General features: G+C 69.8%; 27 protein-coding genes and 1 other RNA gene. 10 read left to right on the top strand and 18 right to left on the bottom strand.

Annotation, left to right across the window (positions count from 1 at the left end; translation table 11 throughout):
- Positions 1-7 precede the first annotated feature (7 nt).
- From U5K29_00955 to U5K29_00905, 11 genes are all read right to left on the bottom strand, one after another.
- Positions 8-1,180: an aminotransferase class I/II-fold pyridoxal phosphate-dependent enzyme gene (locus U5K29_00955; protein ID MDZ7677100.1), complete on the bottom strand. Its 1,173-nt coding sequence runs from the start codon at positions 1,178-1,180 to the stop codon at positions 8-10.
- A 62-nt stretch (positions 1,181-1,242) separates the two neighbouring features.
- Positions 1,243-2,187, bottom strand: a complete 945-nt coding sequence (locus U5K29_00950) for an ROK family protein (protein ID MDZ7677099.1) — start codon at positions 2,185-2,187, stop codon at positions 1,243-1,245.
- A 10-nt stretch (positions 2,188-2,197) separates the two neighbouring features.
- Positions 2,198-3,313, bottom strand: a complete 1,116-nt coding sequence (locus U5K29_00945) for a hypothetical protein (protein MDZ7677098.1) — start codon at positions 3,311-3,313, stop codon at positions 2,198-2,200.
- A gap of 57 nt (positions 3,314-3,370) precedes the next feature.
- A complete protein-coding gene (locus tag U5K29_00940) occupies positions 3,371-5,848 on the bottom strand; it encodes a hypothetical protein (GenBank protein ID MDZ7677097.1) in 2,478 nt (825 codons plus the stop codon).
- A 55-nt stretch (positions 5,849-5,903) separates the two neighbouring features.
- Positions 5,904-6,359, bottom strand: coding sequence for an SRPBCC family protein (locus U5K29_00935; protein MDZ7677096.1), 456 nt, complete (start codon positions 6,357-6,359; stop codon positions 5,904-5,906).
- 87 nt (positions 6,360-6,446) lie between these two features.
- The gene (locus U5K29_00930; protein MDZ7677095.1) at positions 6,447-6,896 is read right to left on the bottom strand and encodes a hypothetical protein; all 450 of its coding nucleotides are present in this window, start codon (positions 6,894-6,896) and stop codon (positions 6,447-6,449) included.
- Positions 6,893-8,014, bottom strand: a complete 1,122-nt coding sequence (locus U5K29_00925) for a glycosyltransferase family 4 protein (protein ID MDZ7677094.1) — start codon at positions 8,012-8,014, stop codon at positions 6,893-6,895. The genes U5K29_00930 and U5K29_00925 overlap by 4 nt, the downstream gene beginning before the upstream one ends.
- Positions 8,011-9,189, bottom strand: coding sequence for a tRNA epoxyqueuosine(34) reductase QueG (queG, locus tag U5K29_00920; protein ID MDZ7677093.1), 1,179 nt, complete (start codon positions 9,187-9,189; stop codon positions 8,011-8,013). Before queG ends, U5K29_00925 begins: the two co-directional genes overlap by 4 nt.
- A gap of 19 nt (positions 9,190-9,208) precedes the next feature.
- Entirely contained in the window at positions 9,209-9,406 is a 198-nt protein-coding gene (locus U5K29_00915; GenBank protein ID MDZ7677092.1) for a hypothetical protein, read from the bottom strand.
- Positions 9,407-9,458: 52 nt separating this feature from the next.
- Positions 9,459-9,674 (bottom strand): hypothetical protein, encoded by a 216-nt coding sequence (locus U5K29_00910; protein MDZ7677091.1) that lies wholly within the window; start codon positions 9,672-9,674, stop codon positions 9,459-9,461.
- 50 nt (positions 9,675-9,724) lie between these two features.
- Positions 9,725-10,084, bottom strand: a complete 360-nt coding sequence (locus U5K29_00905) for an STAS domain-containing protein (protein MDZ7677090.1) — start codon at positions 10,082-10,084, stop codon at positions 9,725-9,727.
- 125 nt (positions 10,085-10,209) lie between these two features.
- On the opposite strand from U5K29_00905, the gene U5K29_00900 reads away from it, so the two are divergent.
- Complete coding sequence (locus U5K29_00900) at positions 10,210-11,928, top strand: DEDD exonuclease domain-containing protein (GenBank protein ID MDZ7677089.1); 1,719 nt, start codon at positions 10,210-10,212, stop codon at positions 11,926-11,928.
- Here the strand turns inward: U5K29_00900 and trpD are convergent.
- The 3 genes from trpD to U5K29_00885 form a co-directional block, all read right to left on the bottom strand.
- Complete coding sequence (gene trpD / locus U5K29_00895; protein ID MDZ7677088.1) at positions 11,925-12,980, bottom strand: anthranilate phosphoribosyltransferase; 1,056 nt, start codon at positions 12,978-12,980, stop codon at positions 11,925-11,927. The genes U5K29_00900 and trpD overlap by 4 nt on opposite strands.
- Positions 12,981-12,999: 19 nt before the next feature.
- Positions 13,000-13,236, bottom strand: a complete 237-nt coding sequence (locus tag U5K29_00890; GenBank protein ID MDZ7677087.1) for a WhiB family transcriptional regulator — start codon at positions 13,234-13,236, stop codon at positions 13,000-13,002.
- Between the two features lie 126 nt (positions 13,237-13,362).
- Positions 13,363-13,692: a hypothetical protein gene (locus tag U5K29_00885; protein ID MDZ7677086.1), complete on the bottom strand. Its 330-nt coding sequence runs from the start codon at positions 13,690-13,692 to the stop codon at positions 13,363-13,365.
- Here U5K29_00885 and U5K29_00880 point away from each other — a divergent pair.
- Complete coding sequence (locus tag U5K29_00880; protein ID MDZ7677085.1) at positions 13,691-14,446, top strand: IspD/TarI family cytidylyltransferase; 756 nt, start codon at positions 13,691-13,693, stop codon at positions 14,444-14,446. The two genes, U5K29_00885 and U5K29_00880, sit on opposite strands and share 2 nt — an antisense overlap.
- Here the strand turns inward: U5K29_00880 and U5K29_00875 are convergent.
- The 4 genes from U5K29_00875 to U5K29_00860 all read right to left on the bottom strand — a co-directional run bounded on the left by U5K29_00875 (position 14,427) and on the right by U5K29_00860 (position 17,328).
- The gene (locus tag U5K29_00875; protein MDZ7677084.1) at positions 14,427-15,041 is read right to left on the bottom strand and encodes a DUF3501 family protein; all 615 of its coding nucleotides are present in this window, start codon (positions 15,039-15,041) and stop codon (positions 14,427-14,429) included. The two genes, U5K29_00880 and U5K29_00875, sit on opposite strands and share 20 nt — an antisense overlap.
- The gene (locus U5K29_00870; protein MDZ7677083.1) at positions 15,038-16,348 is read right to left on the bottom strand and encodes a heterodisulfide reductase-related iron-sulfur binding cluster; all 1,311 of its coding nucleotides are present in this window, start codon (positions 16,346-16,348) and stop codon (positions 15,038-15,040) included. The genes U5K29_00875 and U5K29_00870 overlap by 4 nt, the downstream gene beginning before the upstream one ends.
- Before the next feature lie 100 nt (positions 16,349-16,448).
- Positions 16,449-16,868: a rubrerythrin family protein gene (locus U5K29_00865; protein ID MDZ7677082.1), complete on the bottom strand. Its 420-nt coding sequence runs from the start codon at positions 16,866-16,868 to the stop codon at positions 16,449-16,451.
- Entirely contained in the window at positions 16,861-17,328 is a 468-nt protein-coding gene (locus U5K29_00860) for a transcriptional repressor (protein ID MDZ7677081.1), read from the bottom strand. The genes U5K29_00865 and U5K29_00860 overlap by 8 nt, the downstream gene beginning before the upstream one ends.
- 147 nt (positions 17,329-17,475) lie before the next feature.
- Between U5K29_00860 and U5K29_00855 the strand changes: the two genes are divergently transcribed.
- The 8 genes from U5K29_00855 (at position 17,476) to U5K29_00820 (ending at position 25,804) form a co-directional block, all read left to right on the top strand.
- Positions 17,476-19,143, top strand: coding sequence for a glycerol-3-phosphate dehydrogenase/oxidase (locus U5K29_00855; protein ID MDZ7677080.1), 1,668 nt, complete (start codon positions 17,476-17,478; stop codon positions 19,141-19,143).
- Positions 19,140-20,660 (top strand): FAD-binding oxidoreductase, encoded by a 1,521-nt coding sequence (locus U5K29_00850; protein MDZ7677079.1) that lies wholly within the window; start codon positions 19,140-19,142, stop codon positions 20,658-20,660. Before U5K29_00855 ends, U5K29_00850 begins: the two co-directional genes overlap by 4 nt.
- Before the next feature lie 19 nt (positions 20,661-20,679).
- A complete protein-coding gene (locus U5K29_00845) occupies positions 20,680-22,122 on the top strand; it encodes an FGGY-family carbohydrate kinase (GenBank protein MDZ7677078.1) in 1,443 nt (480 codons plus the stop codon).
- A 147-nt stretch (positions 22,123-22,269) separates the two neighbouring features.
- Positions 22,270-22,686, top strand: a complete 417-nt coding sequence (locus U5K29_00840; GenBank protein ID MDZ7677077.1) for a cupredoxin domain-containing protein — start codon at positions 22,270-22,272, stop codon at positions 22,684-22,686.
- A 38-nt stretch (positions 22,687-22,724) separates the two neighbouring features.
- An RNA gene (rnpB, locus tag U5K29_00835) (RNase P RNA component class A) lies at positions 22,725-23,093 on the top strand.
- A gap of 273 nt (positions 23,094-23,366) precedes the next feature.
- On the top strand, positions 23,367-24,254 hold the full coding sequence (locus U5K29_00830; GenBank protein MDZ7677076.1) for a transposase: 888 nt from the start codon (positions 23,367-23,369) through the stop codon (positions 24,252-24,254).
- 97 nt (positions 24,255-24,351) lie between these two features.
- Positions 24,352-24,600, top strand: a complete 249-nt coding sequence (locus tag U5K29_00825) for an integrase core domain-containing protein (protein ID MDZ7677075.1) — start codon at positions 24,352-24,354, stop codon at positions 24,598-24,600.
- 136 nt (positions 24,601-24,736) lie between these two features.
- Complete coding sequence (locus U5K29_00820; GenBank protein ID MDZ7677074.1) at positions 24,737-25,804, top strand: tyrosine-type recombinase/integrase; 1,068 nt, start codon at positions 24,737-24,739, stop codon at positions 25,802-25,804.
- Positions 25,805-25,813 lie beyond the last annotated feature (9 nt).

The raw sequence follows: 25,813 nt of genomic DNA, 5'->3' as shown, positions 1-25,813 counted from the left end.
CCGGTCCTCAGAGCTTGGTGAGCGCCCGCCGTAGGTTTCGCACCGCCTGGTTGATGCGTTGCTCGTTCTCGATCAGCGCGAACCGCACGAATCGCTCGCCACCGGAACCGAACCCGGCACCGGGCGAGACGGCGACGTCGGCCTCGGTCACCAGGTGCGAGGCGAACTCGACCGAGTCCATCTCGTGGTAGGCCTCGGGGATGGGGGCCCATGCGAACATGGTGCCTTGGGGCCGGGGTACCGACCATCCGATGCGGTCGAGCCCGTCGATCAGGGCATCGCGCCGGGCCTGGTACACCTGGCGCACCTGGCCCGGATACTCGTCCGCCTCGTTGAGGGTCACCGTCGCCGCGATCTGGATGGGCTGGAAGGTGCCGTAGTCGAGATAGGACTTGAGCTTGGCCAGGGCGGCGACGACCTCGGGGTTGCCCACCATGAACGCGACCCGCCATCCGGCCATGGAGTACGACTTGGTCATCGAGTAGAGCTCGACGGCGACATCCTTGGCCCCCGGCACCTGCAAGATCGACGGGGGCTCGTAGCCGTCGAAGCCGAGATCGGCATAGGCGTGGTCGTGGACCAGCACCACGTTGCGCTCGCGGGCGAACTCGACGGTCTTGGCGAAGAAGTCGAGATCGACACAGGTGGTGGTGGGGTTGTGCGGGAACGACAGCACGGCAACCCGGGGTTTGGGCCAGGCGTACTCCCAGGCCTCCTCCATCGCCGAGAAGAAATCGTCGCCGGTGCCGAGCGGAACCTCGGTGATGTTCGCGCCGGCGAAGAGCGGACCCCAGATGTGGATGGGATAGGAGGGGGTGGGCACCAACGCGGTGTCACCGGCCTGCAGCAGCACCCACATCAGGTGCGAGAAGCCCTCCTTGGCGCCGATGGTGTTGATCACCTCGGTCTCGGGGTCGAGCTCGACGTCGAACCGACGTGAGTAGAGCGCGGCGACGGCCTCGCGGAGCTTGGGTATGCCCTTGCTCTGGCTGTACCGATGATTGCGGGGGTTCTGCACCGCCTCGGCCAGCTTGTCGACCGCGATCTGTGGCGAGGACAGATCGGGATTGCCGAACCCGAGGTCGATCACATCGCGCCCTGCGCGCCGCGCCTCGATCTTGAGATCGTTGATGGTGGCGAAGACGTAGGGCGGCAAGCCCGTGATGCGGCGGAACTCCATGCCCGCACAGGCTACTCCTGTCGGTGGGTCACCCTGGGACCGGTTTCATCCCTGCAGCACCGTCAAGCGGCGAACAACAACGCCGCGCCCACCGCCGCGGCGGCATCGCCCGCGGTGGCGGGCGCCACCGGTACCGCCGGCCGGTACGCAGCACCCATCACCAGGTCGTCGAGGTGGGTGCGGACCGGATCCAACAAGAGGTCGCCGGCTCGGACCAGGCCACCCCCCATGACCACCAGCTCGGGATCGACGATGTTCACCAATCCGGCGAGCCCGACCGCGACCCATCTGGCGAAGTCGTCGAGCACGGCCACTGCGGCCTGGTCACCGGCGACGGCGGCGGCCGTGACGGCCAGACCGTCGATCTCGTCGAGGCGCCCTTCGGCCCGGTCGAGCAGTGAGGGAGCCCGTCCTGATGACGCCGCGTCCCGGCCGAGTCGACCGAGCGCGCTGCCCGAGGCGTACTGCTCCCAACACCCGCGGTTCCCGCAGCCGCACGGGGGCCCATCCGGGTCGACGAGGAGGTGGCCGAACTCGCCGGCCATGTGGTTGGCACCGCGGCGCACCTCGCCGTCCATGATCAGTGCGCCCCCGATGCCCGTGCCGAGGGCGACCACGATGGCGTTCGCCGTCCCTCGCGCGGCCCCGGTACGGTGCTCGGCCACCGCGGAGCAGGTGGCGTCGTTGTCGACCGCGACCGGTGCCTCGACACGTGACCCGACCGCACCTGCGAGGTCCAGATCAACGACGCCGGGAAGGTTGGGAGCGAAGCGCAGCACTCCTCGGGCATCGACGAGGCCCGCGGCGCCGATCCCCACCGATCCCAACGGTCGCTGGGCCTCGCCCGCGAGCTCCTCGACCATCTGGACGATCGAGGAGACGATCTCCGCTCCGCTGCTCGGGGTCGAGGTCCGTCGCGTGGCCACGACCTGTGCCGACTCCGGGTCGACGGCGACGCCGAAGACCTTGGTTCCCCCGAGGTCGACCCCGACCGATATCGCTGCCACCCGGGGGCTCTCAGTACCGGAGCAAGGCGCCGATGCGGCCCAGGACATCGAGGTCGGGATTCTCCACGCACACCTCGACCCGACCCGACTGGTGCATCACCTGTTGGACCGCCTCGGACACCACGTCATCGAGGTGATCCATCTCCGAATCGCACATCGCACAGCGGGGACCCACCGTGGCGAGGACCTCGCACTTGGGGCACCGCCACCCCGACTCCTCGAAGCCCTCGGACACCAACAGGAGCTCGATGCGGCGCTCGGACAGGACGCGAAGGGTGTCGACCAACCCCAGAACACCCTTGCCGTTCGCGCCGACGGCGTCGCGCAACCGGGCCACCGCCTCGGCTTCGACGGCCCGCTCGGTGCGGGCCTCGATGTCGAGCATCGCCACGCGGATCTCGTCGTCGGAGGCGGACACGCCGAGACCAGATGGGTCGACGAGGCATTCACGCAGGTACGGATGCAGGTGCTGCTCGATGTCGCTGACCGCTTCGGCCGCACCACCCAGCGTCACCCGGTCCACGCCGTGGGTCCGGAAGACCTCGAAGGCGATCCGTGCTGCATCACGCAGGTGCTGGTGGGCCAGCTCGTCGACGTGGCCGCTCACATCGCCACGGGCGGCGTGGCCTCGCTCGTCGTAGTCGCGCGGCAGCTCATCGAGTGCTTCGGACCGCTCGACGAGCTCGCCTCCGTCGAACACCAGGACCCGGGTGCGTTGGCGGTCGACCAGCAGCATCCCGATGGGCTGGAGCTGCTCGACCACCGATTCGAGTTGCGCCACCGCAGGCACCGGGCCCACCGTGAGCCGGTTGTGGACCGGCACCGGCAGGTCGATCACCTTCCACAGCCCAGCTGCCGAGCACGAGAACAGTGCGAGACCGCGCACGCTCGAGCGGTCGAAGCCGTTGTGCACGTGGGAGATGATGCGGTCGACATCGTCGGCGACCTCGGGGATCAGCTGGCCGTCGGATCGGAGCCGCCGAACGAGGCGATCAAGATCCTGCTCGTAGTCGACGGGTCGGACCCGGGCCCGGCCGTCGACGTTCAGGTAGCAGCTGACGACTGCCGCGCCCTGTGCGTCGAACTGGGCCAGTTCCCGAACGAGATCGTCGGTGATCGCAGTCACGGTGCCTCCTGGGTGGTGTGCTCGCATCGTAGACAGAACCGCCCAGTCAGCCTCCCATCACATCGCAGGCTGGCCGGGACGAACCACTGCAGCGTGGTCGAGACCCTGGCGTTGGGCCCAATCGGTGACGGCCAGCTCGTCGCCGAGATAGATCACCTGCACCGTCTCGCCGATGCGGGCCAGCGCATCGCACAGGCTCTCGACCTCGCTCGAGGGCAGACCCCTGAACGCGTCGTTCAGCACGAGCGGTACCGAGCCGGCGGGCGACACCGAGCGCAACGAGGCCACCCGGCCGAGGAGGTACCACTCGATGGGGCCGACGCCCTCCTCGGTCAGCTGCCACTCGACGGCGGGCAAGGGAGCTCCGGCACCGCCGAGGCGGCTGGATTCTGCCCGCATGGCTTCGAGATCACCCCGAAGCGAGTCGCGTTCGGCGGTGAGCGCGCGTTCGGATCGGCGTAGCTCCCCGATGGCGGCGTGGAGCCGATCGACACGCTCGACGGCGCCGTGGTGGCGCTGCAGTCGCGCCTCGGTCAGCGCAGCCTGCTCCCGAGCCGAGACGACGGCCGGATCGGAATTGATCCTGGTGTCGAGGGCAGCCTCCGCGCTGGAGGTGGCGGCGGCCTCTCGCTCGGCCTCGAGGGTCCGACTGCTGGCGTGCGCCTCGTCGAGGCCGACCAGGTCGGCCTCGATGGAGGCGATCTCCGCGGCGAGGTGCTCGGACTCCGACTCGCGGTCGGTGAGCTCGGCGTCGAGCTCGATGCTGCGCTGCAACAGCTTCTCGACCAGGGCCTCCTGCTCGATGACCCGCTGCTCGAGCGGCGACGAGACCTGGTTCGGCCCCTTGGTCTCCGAAGCGGTGAAGCCACCCGGCAGGCGAACGTGGGGGAGACCGTCGTCGACAGGAGTGCTCGCCAGCGCCTCGGCACGATCGTGGGCGGCGTTGGCATCGGTGAGCCACTGGTCGGCGAGCTCGACCAGCGAGGCGGAGGTGGCGGCGTTGGCGATGTCGACCCCGAGCCGGCGGAGACGATCCCGCAACCGGTCGGGGGCATCGAACTCGACCTGACCGGGCACCCGGAGCCGGCGAAGCGCCCCTTCGACGTCTTCGGGTAGTTCACCCAACAGCTCCTTGGCCGCCGACCAGAGCTGCTCGCGCTCGGCTTGCAGCATCCGAGCGTGCGGGTCGGACTCGACGGCGGCGATGACCTCCTCGAGCTCGCGCTCGAGCTGGGCCACCAACCGTTGTGCCTCGTCGTGGCGCTGATGGGCGCCCTCGTCGACGGTGGGCATGGTGCGACCCATGAGGTAGGACGCGTAGGTGGGGAACCCGTAGCGGCCGAGGAGAACCTCGAGCTTGGTGCTGGCCGCTTCGTAGACGCGGGTGGCCTCTCTGCCATGGCGGCGGCTGTTTCGCTTGTCGACGTTCTCGATCACCTCGTCGTGGAGACGTTCGATCTCACGATCGTCCTCGGGCGGGACGGTGCGCGGCTCGGCGGCTTCGGCGGCTTCGGCTTCGGCGCTGCGGGCTTCGGTGAGGCGGGCTCGCACGGCACCCGGATCGAGGCCGCGTTCGGCCAGATCGCGCTCGAACTCGCGCTGGCGTTGCCGGTGTGCAGCCACCTGGTCGGCCAGGGCGGCCGCGGGTAGCGAGGGCACCATCTCTGCCTCGGGTGGTCCGGCCAGAACCTCGCGGATCCCCTGTTCGACCTCGGCCATGGCAGTGCGGTCGGGCAGCGACTCGGCAGGCTCCGACTCCGACTCCGGCTCCAGCGGCGGCGACGGATCGGCCGGTTCAACCGCAGATGCTTCGTCGGCCAACTCGGCACGCAACTCGTCGAGCGTGGCGCGTTCGGCCTCGAGCTGCTCGAGCAGCTGCAGCAACCCGAGTCGTTCCTCGTCGAGCAGGGTCTCGAAGTCGTCGTGACGCCGGCGGCGCTCGGCCAGCTCGGATGCGAGCTGCTCTCGATGCTGTGCGTCGGGTGAGGGCTCCGGCGGGACCGCAGGCGGGTGGTCGTGCTCCCCGTGGGCGCGCTGCCGGGCGAGGGACTCGGCTTCGTCGACGGCGCGCAGCGCCGCTTCGTGGGCCGTGACGGCGAACTCGTCGAGTTCTCGCCGTGCCTCGTCGAGCTCGACGGTCCGGTGGTCGAGCTGGTCGGCGACCCGGTGGATCTCGTCGTCGATCCGGGCGAGGTCGCCTTCGACCGAGGTGATCTGTCCGCGCATCTCGCGGTCGCGGTCGGACTCGGTGTCGGCATCCGCCAGCAGGGTCGCACCAGGGAGCTGCTCGGCCTCGACCACCACATCGGCATCGGAAGGGAGCTCGAGGCTGGCCACGCGCACCGGGTCGATCTCGACCAACATGCCGTGGGCTTCGACCAGTCCGCTGAGACCCTCGACGTCGCCGCGCGCGATCCGCGAGAACGACTCGATGATCCGGCTCTGAGCACCGGGGTCGAGACCGCCGAGGACGGTCACATAGGGGTGGAGGTCGAGCTCGTCACCCGTATCGAGGTCAAGTCGGAGAATGCGCATGGTCGGTTGCCAGATCGGCCGCCAGGGCCAGAAGATGAGGTGCGGGAGCCGCCTATCAGGAGGTGGTGATCGCCTCGACGCGTGCCTTCAGCTCGGGGAGGGCGGTCCGGAGGATCTTGGTCTCGGCCCGACGCTTGACGAAACCGGGTAGTGGGACCACCAGATCGACGTTGAGCGTATAGGCGACCTCGGTGCTGCCGGGATCGTCGGGATGGGGCGAGAACTCGTAGCTGCCGTCGAGCACACGGGTGAGATCACCGCTGACCAGCCGCCACGACAGCCGCTTCGGGGCCTGGTCGTAGTCGTAGCGCAGGGTGTAGTTGGTGCTGCGGCCCATCGCCGCAGTGCGGAACGCGACCTCGAGCGGGCGTCCCTGGTCGTCGCGCTCGAGCACCCTGGCCTCCTTGACGTCGTTGGCCCACTCCGGGTACCGCTCGACGTCGGCCGCGACCTCGTAGCACCGTTCGAGCGGTGCGGCGATCACGGTCCGTTCGGTGGCCTGCTCGGGCATCGATTCCAGCCTCCCATGGCTGAGAGTGTGGGACGTGTCGCTGCATTCTGGCCGATCGGGACCCCCGTCGTCATCACGGCACCCCGATCACGACGTCTCGTCGGGTGACGCGCCGCTCCGAGCACGCCGCGGTGGGAACGTGCCGTGACGGGCTCCCCACAGCCCGGCACAGCCCACCCCGAACATCGGCGCCATGGAGACCATGACCAACGAGGTGAACGGGGCCAGGACGATCACCGCCACCGCAATCAGGCACTGGGCGACGAGTGAGCCCATGAGGGACCGCCGGACCCGACGGGGTGCGCTTCCGGCCAGGAAGTAGACACCGCCCACGCCGATGGCCTCGGTCCGGCTCCGGCCGACCGCGATGGAGTAGGCAACGAAGAACAGCACACACCCGATGGCGAACAGGCCGACCGACAGCCACACCACCAAGGGGGCGAAGGTGTCGATCGCCACCACTCCGAGCATGCTGGCCACCGTCAGCGCACCGGTGCCGGCCCACGAGGCCCGACCCGGCGCGCCACCGGCGATCACGAGTCGACCCCGAGCGCGGATCCGAGGCGGGCGGCCAGGCCCGTGTAGGTGAAGTCGGCCACCACCCGTCGACGTGCCCGCTGGCCCATCTGCTGCCGGCGGTCGGGGTCGGCGAGCAGCACGTCGATGGCGCTGGCCACCGAAGCGGGGTCGGTGGGCCGGTCGACGACCAGCCCGGTCTGGCCGTGGGCCACCGCTTCGCCTGCCCCACCGCTGCGACCGGCGATGGTGGCGACACCAGCCGCCGCGGCCTCGAGGAAGACGATGCCGAACCCCTCTTGTTCGAGACCCGCCCATCGGTTGCGGCAGAGCATGGCGAACACGTCGGCGCTGGCGTAGAGCGCCGGGACCGAGTCGTCGGGAACCCGACCCAGGAACTGCACCGGTGCCCCGCAGCGCCGGGCGAGGCGCTCCAGGCGGGGACGGTCGCGGCCCGACCCCGCGATGGCGACGAGGAGGGACCGGTGGCGGGCTGCGAGAGAGCCGGCAGCTTCGATGAGCACGTCGAACCCTTTGCGGGGCACGAGACGGCTGAGCCCGAGCACGATGGTGGAGTCTGGGGGAAGGCCGAGCCGCGAACGGGCGGCCGCCCGCTCTTGGGGGCCGAGCGGTCGGAACCGGTCGACGTCGACACCCGGAGGAACGACCACGCCGGGGAGCGTCCTGCCGGCCGCGTGCTCGCCCTCGGCGAGGGGGTACCCGCCGGCGGCGATCACCCGGTCGGCGCCGCGAAGGACCCGGCCGAGGAGCGCGCGAGACCCGGGGAGCCGACCGGGAACGGTGACCTCCGCACCGTGGAGCACGATCGCGTATGGACGTCTCAACGACGGGCCGAGGGCGCCCAGTGGCAGGGCGGGGTCGAGCACCACCAGTTCGGCTCCCGTGCGCTCGGCGAGCCGGTCGATCTCGTCGCGTAGCCCTGGCGTCGGCAACAGCACCGGTTGGCGGGTCCGTTCCACCGCGAACCGCTGCTCGGCGTCCCACGTGGCAGCCTCGGGATGCGGAGTGGTGAGCACGGTGAACGAGTCGGGAGGCAGGCGACGCCAGAGCTCCCACAGATAGCCCTGGATGCCGCCGACCTTGGGTGGGAAGTCGTTGGTGACGAGCAGGTGCTTCACAGGGTCCTTCGTGGGGTGGGAGCGGGGGCGGCCAGTTCGTCTTGAACCGAGGGATCGGGATCGTCGGCGAGGGCCGATGTCAGCTCGTCATAGCCGAGGCGCCGCGCCGCCCACACCGCGTGCGATCGCACGAGGGCATCGTGGTGCACCAGCGCACCGGCCACCGCGTCGCGCACCGAAGCGGCGTCGGGATCGGCGACGTTGGCCAGCGCGAGCAGCGCGTTGCGCCGCAGGTACGCGGGATCGCGTTGGGGAATGTACCAACGACCGTGGCGCTCGAGCAGCTCGTCGTCGCTGCTGGCGAGCATCTCGAGCAGCGGGACCCACCCCTCGATGTCGCCGGCTTGGTCGGTGGTCGAACCGGCGATCTGACGCAGGACCCGCCGGTTCGGCGGACACACGTCCTGGCAGTCGTCACAACCGTAGATGCGGTCCCCCAGAGCCTCACGATGCTCGTGGGGAAACGAACCGGGGGCCTGCACCAACCAGGCCAGGCACCGTCTGGCATCGACCACACCCGGTTCGATGATCGCCCCGGTCGGGCATCCCTCCAGACACTGGGTGCAGGACCCGCACCCGTCGGGGACCGGCTCGTCCACAGGATCGAGCGGAGCGTCGGTGAGCACGGCGCCGAGCACGAACCACGAGCCCTGACCGGGCAGGAGGAGGTTGGCGTTCTTGCCGAGCCAGCCGATGCCGGCGCGATGGGCGGCGGCGCGGTCCACCAGCGCGTTGTCGTCGGCGAGAACGATCCCACGCCAGCCAGCACCCTTCAGCTCATCGGCCACGACGCCGAGCGCCTCCCGCAGCCGGGCGTAGTGGTCGGTCCAGGAGTACTTGGCGACCCGGCCCACGGGCCCTCTGCCGGGAACGGGTGCGGAGCCGGGTTCGGCATAGCTGAGCGCACCGACGACCAGTGCCGCCGCCGAGGGCAGGGTCCGGCTCGGATCGGTGGAGCGTGCCGGGTTGCGGAAGGTGAAGGCCATCCCCGCGTGCAGTCCCGCAGCACGGCGCCGCTCGATCTCGTCGCGGGCGAGGTCGAACGGCTCCGCCGACGCGATGCCGACCGCGTCGAGCCCGGCCGCCCGCCCGATACCGAGGATGTGATCGGAGTCGACGGGCGAACGGGCGACAGGCACCGCGCCATCGTCGCCGTCGTCGGTGACGTCGGGCAAGCGTGGGCGCGGCGCCGTGTCAGCCGGACCGTGGCGCGTGGCGCAGGTCGGGCACGAGCCCCGCCTGGTTGAGCCGGCGCAGCGCGAGCCGTTCGGTGGCGTCGACCACCACCGTCTCGGAGGCGTCGGAGGAGCAGATGAAGGTGACGACGCAGTCGTCACAGGTCGAGGTGTGCTGGTGGGCGCACTGGTCGCAATCGATGATGAGTGGTGTCACCACTGCACCGTACGCAGGGGGTGTGACAGCCATGATGGATATGCCCGGTCGATCAGGTCGCGGGACCGGCCACCTCTTCCACCGAGCCGCCGGAGCTGCACCACCGGCACGAGACCTCTTCGATGTCCTCGAGGAGCACCTCCTCGTCCTCGACCTGGAGCTCACCGCCCACGGTGAAGTGGTGGAACGCCCGGGTGCGGCGGGTCGTGGTGACATCGAACCGGGTGAGGTTGCCACAGGCTGTGCATCGGTATCTGGTCGTGCTCACGTGAGCCGAGGGTACTGTGCGATCTGCGACGAGGTCGCACGGCCCAGTGGTCAGCCGCCCGTGGGCGCGTCCCGGATGGAGACCAGCCGGTCGATCCCGCTGATCTGAAGGGACTTGGCCACCGGAACGGTCGGCGCCTCGATGACCAGCGGCGCCGCCTCGGCATCGCCGCCGGCGTCCAGGCGACCGACCAGCCGCACGATGGCGCTGAGGCCGGTCGAGTCGAGAAAGCTCGTGCCGGACAGGTCGATCACCACCGGACCACCCGCGTCGATGGCTTCGAGCACCCGTTGCTCGAACCGCTCGGCGGTCGCGATGTCGATCTCGCCCCGCACGACGACCCGAGCCGCCGAGGGTTCGAGATGGACCGCCGCCTCGAAGCTCGGGCGGGTGTCCCGTTGCTCGTTCATGACTCCGCCCTCCCGTCGTGGCACAGGGTTCGGGCTCCGGACGATGCGGCACGCCTCGATCCACCCACCTGGCAAGTCTCGCCCGAAGGGGGCGCGGCCGCAACTCGGAAGTTGCATGCGAACGGGTGTTCGACTACACCATGGCGATGGCCCGCCCGACCCCGGCCCCGAGCACCCAACGCTCCTTCGACGACCTCGGCCAGCCCCTGCACGAGGTCACCTTCTGTGTGATCGACCTCGAGACGACCGGTGGCTCACCGAGCACCTGTGGCATCACCGAGATCGGGGCGGTGAAGCTGCGCGGCGGCGAGTGCGTCGGCACCTTCCAGACCCTGGTGAACCCCGGGATGGCGGTTCCTCCCGAGATCACGGTGCTCACCGGCATCACCACCTCCATGGTCGTCCCGGCCCCGCGCATCGAGGCGGTCCTGCCCGCGCTGCTCGAGTTCATCGGCGATGCCGTGCTGGTCGGCCACAACGTGGGATTCGACACCGGGTTCCTCGATGCCGCGCTCACCCGAGCCGGGCGCGCCCGGCTGTCGAATCGGCGGGTCGACACCGTGGCGCTTGCTCGCCGGCTGCTCCGCGACGAGGTCCCGAACTGTCGTCTCGGCACCCTCGCCGAACGCTTGCGGCTCCCCCATCGCCCGAGCCACCGGGCGCTCGACGACGCCTTGGCAACCGGCGACCTGTTGCACATGCTGCTCGAGCGGGTGGGGCGCCTCGGCGTCACCGGCCTCGACGACCTGTTGTCGCTCCCCAAGCTGGCCGGGCACCCACAGGTGGCCAAGCTGGCCCTCACCGACTCGCTGCCCCGGGCTCCGGGCGTCTACCTGTTTCGCGACGTCAACGGGCAGGTCCTCTACGTCGGCAAGGCATCCAACCTGCGCCAGCGGGTCCGCTCGTACTTCTCCGGTGACCAGCGGCGCAAGGTTCCCCAGATGCTTCGCGAGACCCACCGCATCGACCACCGGCGCTGCGTCAACGACCTCGAGGCCGCCGTGCGCGAGGTCCGCCTCATCCAGGAGCACCAGCCCCGCTTCAACTCCCAGCTCAAGCGGTGGAAGCGCTACACCTACCTCAAACTCACCACCGAACGCTTCCCCCGCCTGTCCATCACCAAGCAGGTGCGTGACGACGCAGCGGTCTACCTCGGCCCGCTCAGCTCGACCGCGGTGGCCCGCCAGGTGGCCGAGGCCATCGAGACGGCGGTGCCCCTCCGCCGCTGCACCGCCCGGCCCGGAGCCAGCCCGCGCCCGGCTCCGTGCGCCGCGGCGCAGCTCGGCGTCGCCACCTGTCCCTGCGCCGGAGCGGTCTCCGAGTCCGAGTACGCGCCGCTGGTCGACCGCGTGGTCGCGGGCATCACCTCCGAACCGGCGCTGCTGCTGGACCCGCTCGCGGCCAAGATGCACGATCTGGCCCGAGCCGAGCGCTACGAGGAGGCTGCCGACATGCGTGACCGCGCCGCCGCCTTGGCCGGCGCCCTCGAGCGTCGGCGCAGCGTGGAGCAGCTCCGCTCCACGGGGCACCTGCTGGTCGAACTGGGCGACGGGGGCGTGGCCCTTCGCGACGGGCGCTTCCTCGCAGCGTGGAACGGTCCACCACCTCCAGACCCGCTCCCAGGGTTCGAGGATGCACCGCCCCCGGCCCAGCTCGATGACCCCCAGACGGTTCCGGGGCGCGACGAGATCGACGAGCTTCTGGCGGTCGCACGCTGGCTCGACGCCAACACGGCGCGGATCCGCATCGTCGGCGGCGACACCACCGCGACCGAGCTGCCCGCACCGCTCCCCCGATTCCGACCCGCCGGCACCACGCTCTCGGCGACCTCTCGCCACCGCTAGCCTGCAGCGGCGCCCGACACCTGCACCACCCGCTCGAGGGTCGCCGCGGCACGGCCGTCGTCGATCGCGACCGCGGCCGCGGCCACGCCGGCAGCGATGTCGTCCACCGCACCACCGACCCACAACCCCGCGGCCGCGTTGAGCACGACGATGTCACGCACCGGGCCGTGTTCGCCGGCCAGCATCCTGCGCGCCAGCTCCGCGTTCGCGGCGGGGTCGCCACCGCGAAGCTCGTCGGCTGGCCGGACCGCGAGGCCGACCGTCGCCGGATCCAGGTCCCACACCCGGACGTCGCCGTCGCGGACCTCGTGGATGGTGGTCGGCCCGGTGAGGGTGATCTCGTCGAGACCGTCGGATCCGTGCACCACCAGCGCACGCTCAGCCCCACGTGCGGCCAGCACCCCGGCCACGAGGTCGATGACCCGGTGGTCGCCGACCCCGATCACCTGGCGGGTGATGCCGCCGGGGTGTGACAGCGGACCGAGGAGGTTGAACACCGTGGGGATGCCGAGCTCGGCGCGCACCGGCCCGGCGAAGCGCATGGCTGGATGGAACGCCCGGGCGAAGGCGAACCCGATGCCCGCGTCGCGGACGCACTGGGCCACCGCCGCCCCGTCGAGGTCGATGGCGATGCCCAGTTCGTCGAGGAGGTCGAACGAACCCGACGTGGAGGAGGCTTTGCGGTTGCCGTGCTTGCAGACCGGGACACCGGCGGCCGATGTGACGATCGCCGCCATCGTCGACACGTTGAGCGCATGGATGCGCCGGGTCGGCGAACCCCCGGTGCCGACGATGTCGACCGCACCCGGCGGGAGATCGAGGGGCTCGGAGGCGTCGAGCATCGCATCCACCATGCCGCTGACCTCCTCGACCGTCTCGCCCTTGAGCCGCAACGCCACGATGAACGCGGCGATGCGGGCATCGCTGGCGTTGCCGGCGAGGATCTCCCGAAGGGTGGCGTGGGCTTGGTCGGCGGTGAGGTGAGCTCCGGTGGACAGCGGCCCCAACACCGCTGGCCATCCGCCGAGCTCCTCGAGGGTCGGACGGCTCATGTCGTCACCCTGGCGGGGATCAGGCGGTGCGGCGGCGCTGACGGATGATGCGACGACGTTCCTTCTCGGTGGCACCGCCCCAGACGCCGTCGCGCTCGCGCCGGCTGAGCGCGTGTTCGAGGCAGGCCTGGCGGATCGGACACACCGCGCACACCGCCTTGGCCGGATCGGCATCGGCTTCTTCGTCGATCGCCGGGTAGAAGATGTTCGGATCGAGTCCTCGGCATGCGGCCTGCTGCCGCCAGGACTGGCTCATGGTGGACAACTCGATGGGTTGGGGACGGATCGGGCCGCCAGTGGTCCGGTCCATCGGGACAGATGGCGGCGGAACGGCGAGTATGGCCCCGCAGGGACGGGGCTGTCCAGATCAATGCATCCACGCTCACCACCGCCCTATCCGGTTGATCTCACCCGATTCCAGCGCCTGTCGTCGCACCGCTGCCGGGCGGCCGAGGTGCGCCAGCGTCGAGCGGTCGAGGGTCTCCACCACCTGACCCTCGTCGTCGATGACCTTGTGGGCGTCTACCACCGAGGCCAGCGGTCCGACCGCGTCCAGTTCGGGGGCCGCCTGGAGGCGAGCGACGAGCGACTCCATGGCCTCGGGGGTGAGCTGGCCGGGGTCGTCGTCGGACAGCACGATGACGATCGTGGGGTCGTGAGTGGGTTGTTGCCTCACCGTGGGGGCTCCCGCCGCCAGGTACGGTGCGAGCATGGGTGCCGAGGGGTCACCACGGGTCGCTGCGGTGCTGTTGGCCGGCGGATCGGGAACGCGGTTGAGCGCCGACGCCCGGGCCGGTCGGCCGCGCTCGAACAAGGTCTATCTGACGGTCGGGGGACGTCCGCTGCTCGCATGGTCGCTACTGACCCTAGACGCCCACCCTGACATCGTCTCGATCGTCGTCGCCGTGCGCGCCGGGGACGAGGCCGCCTTCGGTGAGGTGCGACGTCAGCTCGACCTCGGCACCACGGTCCACACCGTGACCGGCGGAGCCAGCCGAGCCGCCAGCGAACAGGCTGCGTTCGAACTGTTGCGACCAACGGTGGAGGTGGGTGGCCTCGACGTGGTTGTCGTGCACGACGGTGCCCGCCCGTTCGCCTCGCTCGCGCTGGTCGACCGGGTGATCGCCGCCGCGGTCGACCACGGTGCGGCGATCCCCGGCCTGGAGCCGGAGCGACTCGTCTACCAGGTGACCGGCGACCCGGCGACGGCGCAGCGCCTCGACTCGGCGACCCTGCGCCGGGTGCAGACCCCGCAGGCGTTCACCGCGGGGCCGTTGCTGTCGGCCTACCGCGATGCCACCGGCGAGGGCTTCGACGGCGTCGACACCGCGGAGGTGGTCGCCCGCTTCGCCGGGCTGTCGGCACGGGTCGTGCGAGGAGAACCCGACAACATCAAGCTCACCACCGCCGGCGACGTGACGCTGGCCGAACAGATCGCGGCGAGGATCAGTCGCGAAGGTCGCTGAGCAGTTCTTCCACCGTCTCGGGGGCGAGCGGGGTCGAGTGCTGGTAGTGATCGTGGTCGATCACCAGCGAGACCGGTCCGGCCGCGAACTGCTCGATCTGGTCGGGAGTGAGCTGGAACCAGATGTAGTGGACCGAGGCGGTGGTCTCCTCGCGGGTGAGCTGGGCCTCGTGGGACGCTTCGGGGATGCAGGTCACCTCGACGGTGTCGTCTCCCTCGCCGATGTGCAGCTTCACGGCCCGCTCGATCCCCACCAACTTGGGCAGCCACTCGCGCAGATGTTCCTCCTCGGTCAGCTCCAGGAACAGGGTGGCGCACAACATGCCGGGATCGGGGACGAGCGGGTTGTAGACCTTGAGCTCGCCCTCGATGGCCTCGTCGCTGATGAGCTTCTCGACCCTGGCCATCTCCTGGATCTGGAAGCGGATGGTGTCGCGGTTCTCGAACAACAGGGTGACGACGGGCCCGACCGAGACGCGCCGCTTGCGCTTGAGGGCCACGATCTGGCGGCGGAACTCGTCGCGCTCACGCTCGTAGGCGCGCTGGTCGGCGATGTCGGCGATGGTGAGCTTGCGGGGGCTGGTCGAGGTGCTCATCTGGCTTCCTCCTCTGGGATGCCGTAGGCGCGGGCCATGACCTGCAGCGGGTGCAGCGGCGCACGGCCGGTCTCTTGCACGATGCCGCCGTTGGCCAGGTTGCAATCGCCGGAGACGACCTCGCTGTCGGCCTTGTCGATGGCGGTCGCCATCTTCTTGGCGACCTTGCGGGACATCTCGTAGTTCTCGGCGCGCAGGCCCCAGGTGCCGTCGACCGCCGAGCACTCTGCCACCAGCGAGATCTTGGTGCCGGTGAGCTTGAGCAAGTCGCGGCTCTTGAGCCCGATGTTCTGGGCTCTCAGGTGGCACGGGGCGTGATAGGTGAGGGTCTCGGGAACCAGGCCGGGGAACTCCCGGTCGAGCCCGTCCTCGGTCTCCTTGTGCAGCTTCATGAGGTACTCGGCGGCATCGAAGGTGTGCTCGGCCACCGTCTCGGCGTCGGTCCCACCGATGTAGTCGGGGTAGTCGAACTTGATGATGTAGCTGCACGTGGGCTGGGGCACCACGACGTCGCGGCCGTCGCGGACCGCCTTGGCCAGCACCTCGACGTTCTTGCGACCCTGCTTGACGAAGGCGTCGACGTCGCCCTGGTGCAACAGCGGCGCCCCACAGCACTGTTGACCCTCGGGGAGCGAGCATTCGACCCCGTTGTGCTCGTACACCTTGACCATGTCGTGGCCGACCGCCGCGTTCTGGTACTCGACGATGCAGGTCGGGAAGAGGGCGACCTTGCCCTTGGAGTCGCCCCGAAGCTGCGCGGCTCGCTTCTTGAACCACGTGCTGAAGCGCTGGCGGTTGTAGGGCGGCAGGACCCGTTCGGACGCGATGCCGACGGTCTTCTCGATGGCCTTGCGGACCGGCGAGCCCGGCTTGGCGATGGCCTTGTTGGCGATGGGGGCCAGGGTGGTGTTGACCTTGCCCACCAGGTCGGTGCGACCGAGGGCCTGATCGGTGAGCTTGGTGCCGACCGTCTTCTTGTTGGTGCGATGGAGGGTCTGTTCGGCCCGCATCATCAGCCGGGGGAAGTCGATCTCCCAGTCGCTCTGGCCCGGGATGTAGGGGCAGTTCACGTAGCAGAGCTTGCACTGGAAGCACTCGTGCACGACCCGATCCTGCTGGTCGGGGGTGAGCTTGGCGGCGTCCTGGTCGTCGTGCTCGTCGATCATCTCGAACAGCGACGGGAACGCATCACAGAACTTGAAGCACAGCCGGCAGCCGTGGCAGATGTCGTAGACCCGGGTCATCTCCTCCCGGAGGTCGGCTTCGTCGAAGTACCGGGGGTGGAAGGGGTCATACGTCGTGGTCACGAGAGCGTGCTCCTAGCGCGTCGGATCGAGGGCAGCAGACAGGCCGAGCGGACGTGGACCGGCGCCGCCGCCACAACTGAGGCGACGGCGCCAGACGACGTCAGGAGATGCTGTTGAGGCCCTCGGTGAAGCGGCCGGCGTGGCTCTTCTCGGCGCGGGCCAAGGTCTCGAGCCACTCCGAGATCTCGTCGAAGCCCTCTTCGCGGGCGGTCTTGGCGAAGCCGGGGTACATCTCGGTGTACTCGTAGGTCTCGCCCTCGACGGCCGACTTGAGGTTGTCCTCGGTCGGGCCGACGGCAACGTCGGTCACGGGGTCGCCGGCCTCGGCCAGGAAGTCGAAGTGGCCGAACGCGTGGCCGGTCTCACCCTCGGCGACCGAGCGGAACAGCGCGGCGACGTCGGGATAGCCCTCGACGTCGGCCTTCTGGGCGAAGTAGAGGTAGCGCCGGTTCGCCTGGCTCTCGCCGGCGAAGGCCTCCTTCAGGTTCTCGTGGGTCTTGGTGCCCTTCAGGTCAGGCATGGTTGGTGTTCTCCTTGGGGAGGCGGCTGGATGACACTTGCTCGGGGTCGGTGCATGCGGCGCACCGGCCCCGGAAGACGATGTCGGTCGACGACACCGCGAACCCCTCGAGGTTGTCCTCGTCGAGGTCGATGGCCGTGAAGTCGACCACAACGTCACGAACCGCACCACAGCGCTCGCACACCAGGTGCTGGTGTGTGTCGAGGTTGGTGTCGAAACGTGCCGAGCCGGTGCCGAGGTCGATCTGCTCGATCTCTCCCATGGCAGTGAGATCGTTGAGCGTCTGGTAGACGGTGCGCAGCGACATCGTCGGCATCTCGGTGCTCGCCATGGCGTACACCGCATCAGCGGTGGGATGGGCGAGCTCGTCGTGGAGGACCCGGAAGATCAGCTGCCGTTGAGGTGTGACCTTGAGGCCCCGTGCCCGGAACAGGTCGGTGAGCTCGTCGGGTGACTTCACGGATTCCAACCTAGCGGAGACCGACCTAATCTGCAACCGTTGTCATTTGGCACTGACTGCTGATTGATGAACCGTACCGGTGGCGCAATAGGCTCGGGGCGTTCGACGCGACCCCCCGCCAGCCACCCCTGCCAGGAGCACTCCCCCATGGCCCCCGGTACCTTCGATCGAGCCACCGCCCTCGCCCGTCTTCGCGACACCTCCTTCGACGTGGTGGTCATCGGTGGCGGGATCACCGGCGCCGGCGTCGCCCTCGACGCCGCCTCACGTGGCCTGCGGACCGCGCTGGTCGAACGTGACGACTTCGCCTCCGGCACCTCGTCGAAGTCCTCGAAGCTGGTGCACGGTGGGCTGAGATACCTGCAACAGGGCGACATCCGGCTGGTGTACGAGGCCCTCGCCGAGCGCCAACGGCTCCGTCGCAACGCACCGCACCTGGTGCGGGTGCTGCCGTTCCTGTTGCCGATCTTCACCCGGGACGGGCTGTTCAACCGCAAGCTGGCGTGGGCCCTGGGCAAGGCGATGTGGATGTACGACCTCACGGGAGGCGCCCGAATCGGCAAGCTCCACAAGCGGCTCTCGACCGAGGATGCGCTCGAGTACATGCCGACCCTTCCCGCCGACCGACTCGCCGGGGCTTACCTCTACTACGACGCCGCCACCGATGACGCCCGCCTGACCCTCACCGTCGCCCGGACCGCCGCGCTCGACCATGGCGCGGTGGTGGTGAACCGGGCCGGGGTCGTGGGACTGAGCGCCGGGAACGACGGCCGGCTCGACGGAGTCTCCGTCGATGTCGACGGAGAGATCATCGAGGTGAGTACGAGCACCGTGGTGAGCGCCACCGGCGTGTGGGCCGACGAGCTCCGGGGACTCGGCCAGAGCGATCCGGCGGACACGATCCGACCGGCGAAGGGGATCCACATCACCGTGCCGTGGGACAGGATCCGCAACGAGATCGCGGCGGTGGTGCCGGTCCCCGGCGACCGGCGTTCGGTGTTCGTGGTGCCATGGGGCGACCAGACCTACATCGGCACGACCGACACCGACTACGACGGCCCCCTCGACGACCCCCGCTGCACCCCCGACGACATCGCCTACCTGCTGGGGGCCATCAACGGTTCGGTCGACGTCCCGATCACCGTCGACGACATCACCGGCACCTGGGCGGGACTGCGGCCGCTGGTGAAGACCGGAGGCAGCGGCCGCACCGCCGATCTGTCCCGTCGCCACCGGGTCCAGGTCCACGACGACGGTCTGGTCTCGATCACCGGCGGCAAGCTCACCACTTACCGCGAGATGGCCGCCGACACCGTCGACACCGTCGTCGCCCAGCTCGGCGACCGGGTCCGTGGGCGGATCGCCAAACGCTCCCGGACCAACAAGCTCGCGCTGCGCGGCGCCGAGGGCTTCGACGCAGCCCGCGACGCCGCCGACGATCCGGTCTCGACCCACCTGGTGGAACGCTACGGGGGTGAAGCCCGGACCCTCATCGCGATGATCGACCACGATCCCAGCCTCGGCCACCGACTCAGCCCCGACCATCCCTTCGTTCGAGCCGAGGTTCGCTACGCCGTCCGATACGAGATGGCGACCTGCGTCGATGATGTGCTCACCCGGCGGGTGCCGCTGCGCCTCCGCGACGCGGCGGCTTCGGTCGCAGTGGCGGACGAGGTGGCCGAGCTGATGGGTGCCGACCTGGGCTGGACCACCGACGAGCGCGATGCACAGGCCGAGGCCCATCGGGCAGCGGTGGCTGCCGAGCGTCGATCCGCGTCCCTTCCCGCGGTCGACGCCACCGCGGTGGGGTCGTGACCCGCTCCCCCACGCCCCTGCCCGACCCGGGCTCGGGTGTCCCCACACCACCCATCGACCTTCCCGATGCCGCCACCAGCACCACACGGGTGCAGACCCGACCGGTCGAGGTCGACGAGTCCACCCTGGTGCGCCTCGGCGACGCGTGCGCCGAGGTGTCGGTCGACGCCGCGACGCGGAGCGAGACATCGAGGGACTGGTGGCCCCTGGCGATGATGTGGGCGCTCGAGAATCAGATACCGGCCCAGGCCGCGGTGGTCGCCAGGCCGAGCACCCCAGACGAGGTGGCGGCGGTGTTGAGGATCTGCGACCAGGCACGCGTGCCGGTCACCGCCACCGCTGGTCGCAGCGGCGTGTGCGGGGCATCGGTTCCGGTCCACGGTGGGGTGGCGCTCGACCTGACCGGGTTGTCCGGGATCCCCCACGTCGACAGCAGCTCCCTGACCGCCGACGTCGCCGCCGGCACCTTCGGCGACCACCTCGAGACCCGGCTGCGCGACGACCACGGGCTCACCCTCGGGCACTGGCCGCAGTCGGTGTCGCTGTCCACCGTGGGCGGGTGGCTGGCGTGCCGATCCGCGGGCCAGCTGTCGAACCGCTACGGCAAGATCGAGGACCTGGTCGTCGGCCTCGACGTGGCGCTGGCCGACGGGACGATCATCTCCACCGGGGGTGCTCCCCGCGCGGCGGTCGGTCCCGACCTCACCCAGCTCTTCGTCGGCTCGGAGGGGACACTGGGGGTCATCACCGGTGCGCGCCTGCGGCTGCGTCCGGCACCGGAGGTCGAGGCCCACCGCGCCTATGGGTTCACGACGTGGGACGAGGGGATGGAGGCCTGCCGCCGGATCCTGCGCCGCGGCGCCGACCCCGCGGTGCTGCGCCTCTACGACGCCGTCGAGTCCGATCGCAGCTACCAGACCGGCGAACGCAACGTCGCGCTGATCCTCGACGAGGGCGACCCGGTCACCGTCGAGGCCAACATGGCCATCGTCGCCGCCGAGTGTGCCGACGCCGAGGTGCTCGACGAGTCACTGGTCGGCCGGTGGCTGGACCACCGCAACGAGGTCTCGGCGCTGAAGAGCCTGATCGGCAACGACTTCGTGGTCGACACCATGGAGATCTCGGCGCCGTGGTCGGCCCTTCCCGGGATCTACCGGGCCACCGTCGACGCCCTTCAACAGATCGACGGGGTCCGGGCAGCATCGGCCCACCAGTCCCACGCCTACGTCGACGGCGCCTGCCTCTACTTCACCTTCGCCGGCCGTCCGTCCGATGGCGACCGTGACGCGATGTATCGGCGCTGCTGGGATGCCGGCACCCGGGCGGTGCTGGCCGGCGGCGGCGCGCTCAGCCACCATCACGGCGTCGGGCTCAACCGGGCCCGCTTCATGACCGAAGCGCTGGGGCCGGCCCACACGGTGCTGGCGGCGGTGAAGTCATCGCTCGACCCCAACGGGATCCTGAACCCCGGCAAGCTCGGGTTGCCCGATCCCTTCGGCGAGGTGGAGTGGCCGTGATCTATCGAGGAGAACCGCGATGCAGGTGCTGGTGATCGATGTGGGGACCAGCGGCATCCGCGCCGCGGCTGTCGACCCCGACGGCACGATCATCAGCGAGCGCCACGTTCGGGCGGTGCCGTCGACCCCGATGCCCGGCCTGGTCGAGTTCGATGCCTCACACATGGCCCACGCCGCGCTCGAGACCGCCCAAGCGGTGCTGGCCGAGGTGGGCGAGGTGGCAGCGGTGGGCATCGCCAACCAGCGGGCGTCGACGGTGGTCTGGGAGCGGGACAGCGGCACACCGGTCGGGCCCGGAATCGGATGGCAGGACCTGCGCACCGTGGGCGAGTGCCTCGCGCTGCAGGCCGACGACATCCGCCTGGCGCCGAACCAGTCGGCCACCAAGCTCGCCCACCTGCTCGATGCCGCCGACCCGGACCGTTCGGGCGACCTGTGCTTCGGGACCGTCGACTCATGGCTGGTGTGGCACCTCACCGGCGGCACCCACCACGTCACCGACCGGACCAACGCCGCGGTCACCGGGCTCCTCACCGGCGACGCCGGTCGCTGGAACGAGCGGGTGCTCGACGCGCTCCGGATCCCCGAGTCCTGCCTGCCGACGGTGGTCGACTCGGCCGGGGTCGTCGGGCCCGCCACCGCGCTGGCCGGCGCGCCGCCGATCACCGGGATCGCCGGCGACCAGCAGGCGTCGCTGGTCGGGCAGGGATGCGTCCGGCCGGGCATGACCAAGATCACCTTCGGCACCGGCGGCATGCTCGACATGTGGCTCGGCGACGACGCTCCAGCCTCCGCCGAGCGCGGGCCGGCGGGAACGTTTCCCATCGTCGCCATGTCGCGTGGCGGCACCACCTCGTGGGGACTCGAGGCGATCATGTTGTCGGCGGGGTCCAACCTCGACTGGCTCGTCGAAGACCTGGGGCTGCTCTCGGATGCGGCCGAGTCTCACGAGGTGGCGGCCTCGTGCGCGGACAGCGGCGGCGTGGTGTACGTGCCCGCGCTGCTCGGCTTGGGGACCCCCCAGTGGGACTACGGGGCTCGCGGGACGCTGCTCGGCATCACCCGGGGTTCGGACCGGTCCCACATCGTGCGAGCCGTGCTCGAGGGGATCGCCCACCGTGGCGCCGACCTCGTGGAGGCGGCCGAGGCCGAATCGGGCCGCACCATCGACCAGCTGCGGGTCGACGGGGGGATGAGTGCCAACCCAACATTCGTCCAGGCGCTCGCCGACGCGACGGGCAAGGTCGTCGAGATCTCGCCGGTGCTCGAGGCCACCACCCTCGGCGCCGCGTATCTCGCCGCGCTGGGCGCCGATCTCATCGAGGACGAACGTGCCATCGCGCAGCGATGGGAGCCACGCGAGCGGGTCGAGCCCACCGGCCGGCTCGACCGCGACCAGTGGCGCACCGCCCTGGAACGAGCCGCCGGGTGGCACGGCGAGCTGTCGGCGCTGGACTTCTGAACCTGGGCCTGGGGTACGTACGCGCCTTGGTCGGACCTGACTACAGCACCCCACCAATCGCGCGTACAGTGTGACTGTCGTCACGACATGAGGTGTTGGGGGGAACCAGTACCTCGATCCAGGAACACCAACTGTTTGAGGAGTCACATGGCACGTCGTCGGATCGGACCGGTTCAGCTGGCGGGCGTGGTCGCCGCGACCGCGTTGCTCGTGGCGGGTTGCAGTGGCGAGGGCGGGAACTCGGCGGCTGGCAATGGTGGGGGCGGCGGCGATGACACCACCGTTCTCACGATCACCCCGGGCGGCGATCCCGACCCCGGCGAAGCCGACATCGAGATCCACAACTTCCGCTTCGAGCCCGAGGAGGCCACCGTGTCGGCGGGCGACTCGGTGACCTGGGTCAACGAGGGTTCCGCGCCGCACACGGTGACCTTCAGCGAAGAGCTCAACTCGGGCACCATCCGCACCGAGCACGGGTTCACCCACACCTTCGAGGAACCGGGCGAGTACGAGTACTGGTGCAACAACCACCCGGACATGGAGGCCACCCTCATCGTCGAGTAGCCGCCGCGCCCCCGAGGGGGCACACTGGTAGGCGACGGTGAGTCGGCCGGGTGACCGCGGCCTGGCATCGACCAGGTCGAGGAAGGTCGGGACTCCACAGGACAGGGTGCTGGCGAGACGCCAGTCGGGGCGACCCGCAGGAAAGTGCCACAGAGAACAGACCGCCGATGGCCCGGTTCGCCGGGCACAGGCAAGGGTGAAACGGTGCGGTAAGAGCGCACCAGCGCCCGGGGCGACCCGGGCGGCTCGGCAAACCCCACCCGGAGCAAGGCCAAGTCGTGGGCACGGGCGGCCCGTCCGTCCCGTCAGGGACAGCCCACAGGTAGGCCGCACAGATGGATGGTCACCCATCGGGACCCCGGCAACGGACCCGAGGACAGAATCCCGCCTACAGGCCGACTCACCGTCACCACCAGGCCAGGCGCACCAGAATGGTGCGCTGACCTGGGCTTTCGGCTCACTGTTCGTCACGCTCGATCTCACGAGATCGGCGGCGATCTCAGCTCTCCTGAGTCCTGGCTGAGTCCTGGACCGGGGCGAGGATCATCCGACCCCTGTCTGTCAGGGTGAGTTGAGACACCTGCGGTACCCGATCATCTGACCCGACGGGGCGAGACAGGAACTCGAGAACCATGACCATGACCACTGCATCGTTGAACGGCCGCGCCCACACTGGGGGTGTGACTGACGACGACATCGACCCTGCGGCGCGCCCGACGCGGCGGCGGTTCACCGCCGGGTACAAGGCGGAGATCCTCGCCGAGTACGACTCGTGGCCGAAGGGCTCGGAGGAACGCGGAGCGATCCTGCGCCGTGAGGGCTTGTACAGCTCCCACATCTCGGAGTGGCGTAAGCAGGCCGAGGCCGGCGCCCGCGAGGGTCTGGCCCGCAAGTCGAAGAAGCGCCGCACGGCGGAGGAAGTCGAGCTCGATCGGCTGCGCCGACAGAACGAGCGCCTGCGCCAAAGACCTGGCCAAGACCCAGACCGCGTTGGAGATCACGGGAAAAGTGCACGCGCTCTTGGAGCAGCTCTCCGAGAGCGCGGACACCGAGACCAGGTCGAAGCCGTGACCGCCGAGCACCTGCCCGCCCTGGAGGAGGCCACGTCGACCAAGCGGGCGTGTGAGCTGTTGGGCGTCAACCGCTCCACGGTGCTGCGTCGCCGACGGCCACCGGTCCATGGGCCTGCGCCACCGCGGCCGGCGCCGCCGAACAAGCTGTCCGAGCCCGAACAACAGCACGTGCTGTCGGTGCTTCGCTCGCCCAAGTACCGGGACCTGGCCCCGGCTCAGGTGTGGGCCCAGCTGCTCGATGACGGCATCTACCTGTGTTCGATCCGCACCATGTACCGGCTCCTCGCCGCCGCCGGCGAGAACCGCGAACGTCGCCGCCAACGCACCCACCCGGCCCGCAAGCGCCCCGAGCTCATCGCGACCGCACCGAATGAGGTTTGGTCATGGGATATCACCAAGCTCCCCGGCCCCGAACGCGGCGTCTACTACGAGCTGTTCGTGATCATCGACATCTACTCCCGCTACGTCGTCGGCCTGGTGTGTCGCCGCCGCTGAGACCGGCGAACTCGCCGAAGCGTTCATCGCCGACGCCCTCGACCAACAAGGCATCGACCGCAACCAGCTCACCCTGCACGCCGACCGCGGCACCTCGATGACCTCCAAACCCGTCGCCCAGCTCCTCGTCGACCTCGGCGTCACCCGCTCCCACAGCCGCCCATCGGTCTCCAACGACAACCCCTACAGCGAAGCCCAGTTCAAGACCCTCAAGTACTGCCCCGCGTTCCCCACCCGGTTCGGATCCATCGCCGATGCCCGCTCGTTCTGCGCCTCGTTCTTCGATCACTACAACCACGTCCACCGTTCTCTGGGGGACCGGGACCTGTCGCGCCATGTTGCATAGAGGCGCCGTCTGACGGGTTGTGCAACAGGTATCCGCGCCTGTGGTGCACGTGGCGATTACGCATGGCGTCTGTGACGAGGGCGGGCGTTGACGGCGAACGGGTCGTGGTCGGTGATGGCCGGTGAGGGCGTTCCCGGTGAAGCTGCCGTCGGGGGTGCGGTATTGGACGGTGCTCGACGACGACCTGGTCGTGGTCGCCGAGGCCGACGCGTATCTGCGCCATGTCCGGTTCGGCCGCGATGGCTCGGAGCTGACCACGAAGTCCTACGCGGGCGGGATCTGCTTGTTCTTGCGTTGGTGTGCTCGCACCGGCCGTCACTGGCATGACGGCGTCGAGCATGTGGGGCTGTTCATGGTGTGGCTACGCCACGCGGGGCCGGAGGTGAGCGGGCTCGACGCGTCTCCCGTCGAGATGGGTGAGGTGCTCTCCGGTCCGGGCCGGGAACCGGTGCGCGGCGCCCGCCGGGTCAACGGCGTGTTGGCCGCAGTCCGGGGGTTCGTGGTGCACGCGGTCGACTCGGGAGCGGCGCCCGGCCATCTGGTGCCGATGCTCTATGAGCTGGCCAGCGAGCGCGACCTTCCCGAGCAAGCACAACGAGAAGACGGCCCGATGTCGTGGCGGATGCGGGTCCGCCACCGTCTGCATGAACCGGAGACGGCGGTGGATCGGGCCAGCGACGCCGAGATCGTGGCGTTGTTGGGGGCGTGCCGGTCGGCCCGGGACCGGCTGATGGTGTTGTTGATGGCTCGAGCGGGGCTCCGTCGGGGCGAGTTGTGCGGGCTGCGTCGCAGCGACGTCCATCTCGGATTGGACTCCCGCCCGCTGGGCTGCGAGGTCGAGCGGGCGCATGTGCATGTGGTTCGACGCGACAACCCGAACGGGGCGTGGGCCAAGTCCCGCCGTCAACGGGTGGTCCCGTTGGACTTCCTGGTCGTGGTTGCCTTCGACACCTACGAGTTCGAACGCCTGGAGGTGCCCGAAGCCCGCGACAGCGACTTCGTGGTGGTCAACTTGTTCCGTCGGCCGGTGGGCGCGCCGATGCGACCGGACGCAGTCAACGAATTGATGACCGCGTGGTCGAAGCGCGCGGACCTTTCCCGGTCGCTGTCCCCCATCAGCTCCGTCATGCCTTCGGCAGCAACGTTGCCGATTCCGGTGGTGGGCTCGACGAGGTGGCCGAACTGTTGGGTCACGCCTCGATGAGCTCCTCGC

This window comes from Acidimicrobiales bacterium, assembly GCA_034521975.1.
In the GTDB taxonomy this organism is placed as follows: Bacteria; Actinomycetota; Acidimicrobiia; order Acidimicrobiales; family SKKL01; genus SKKL01.
Note: the sequence above shows the minus strand (reverse complement) of the source record. Positions and strands in the feature narration are given on the sequence as shown.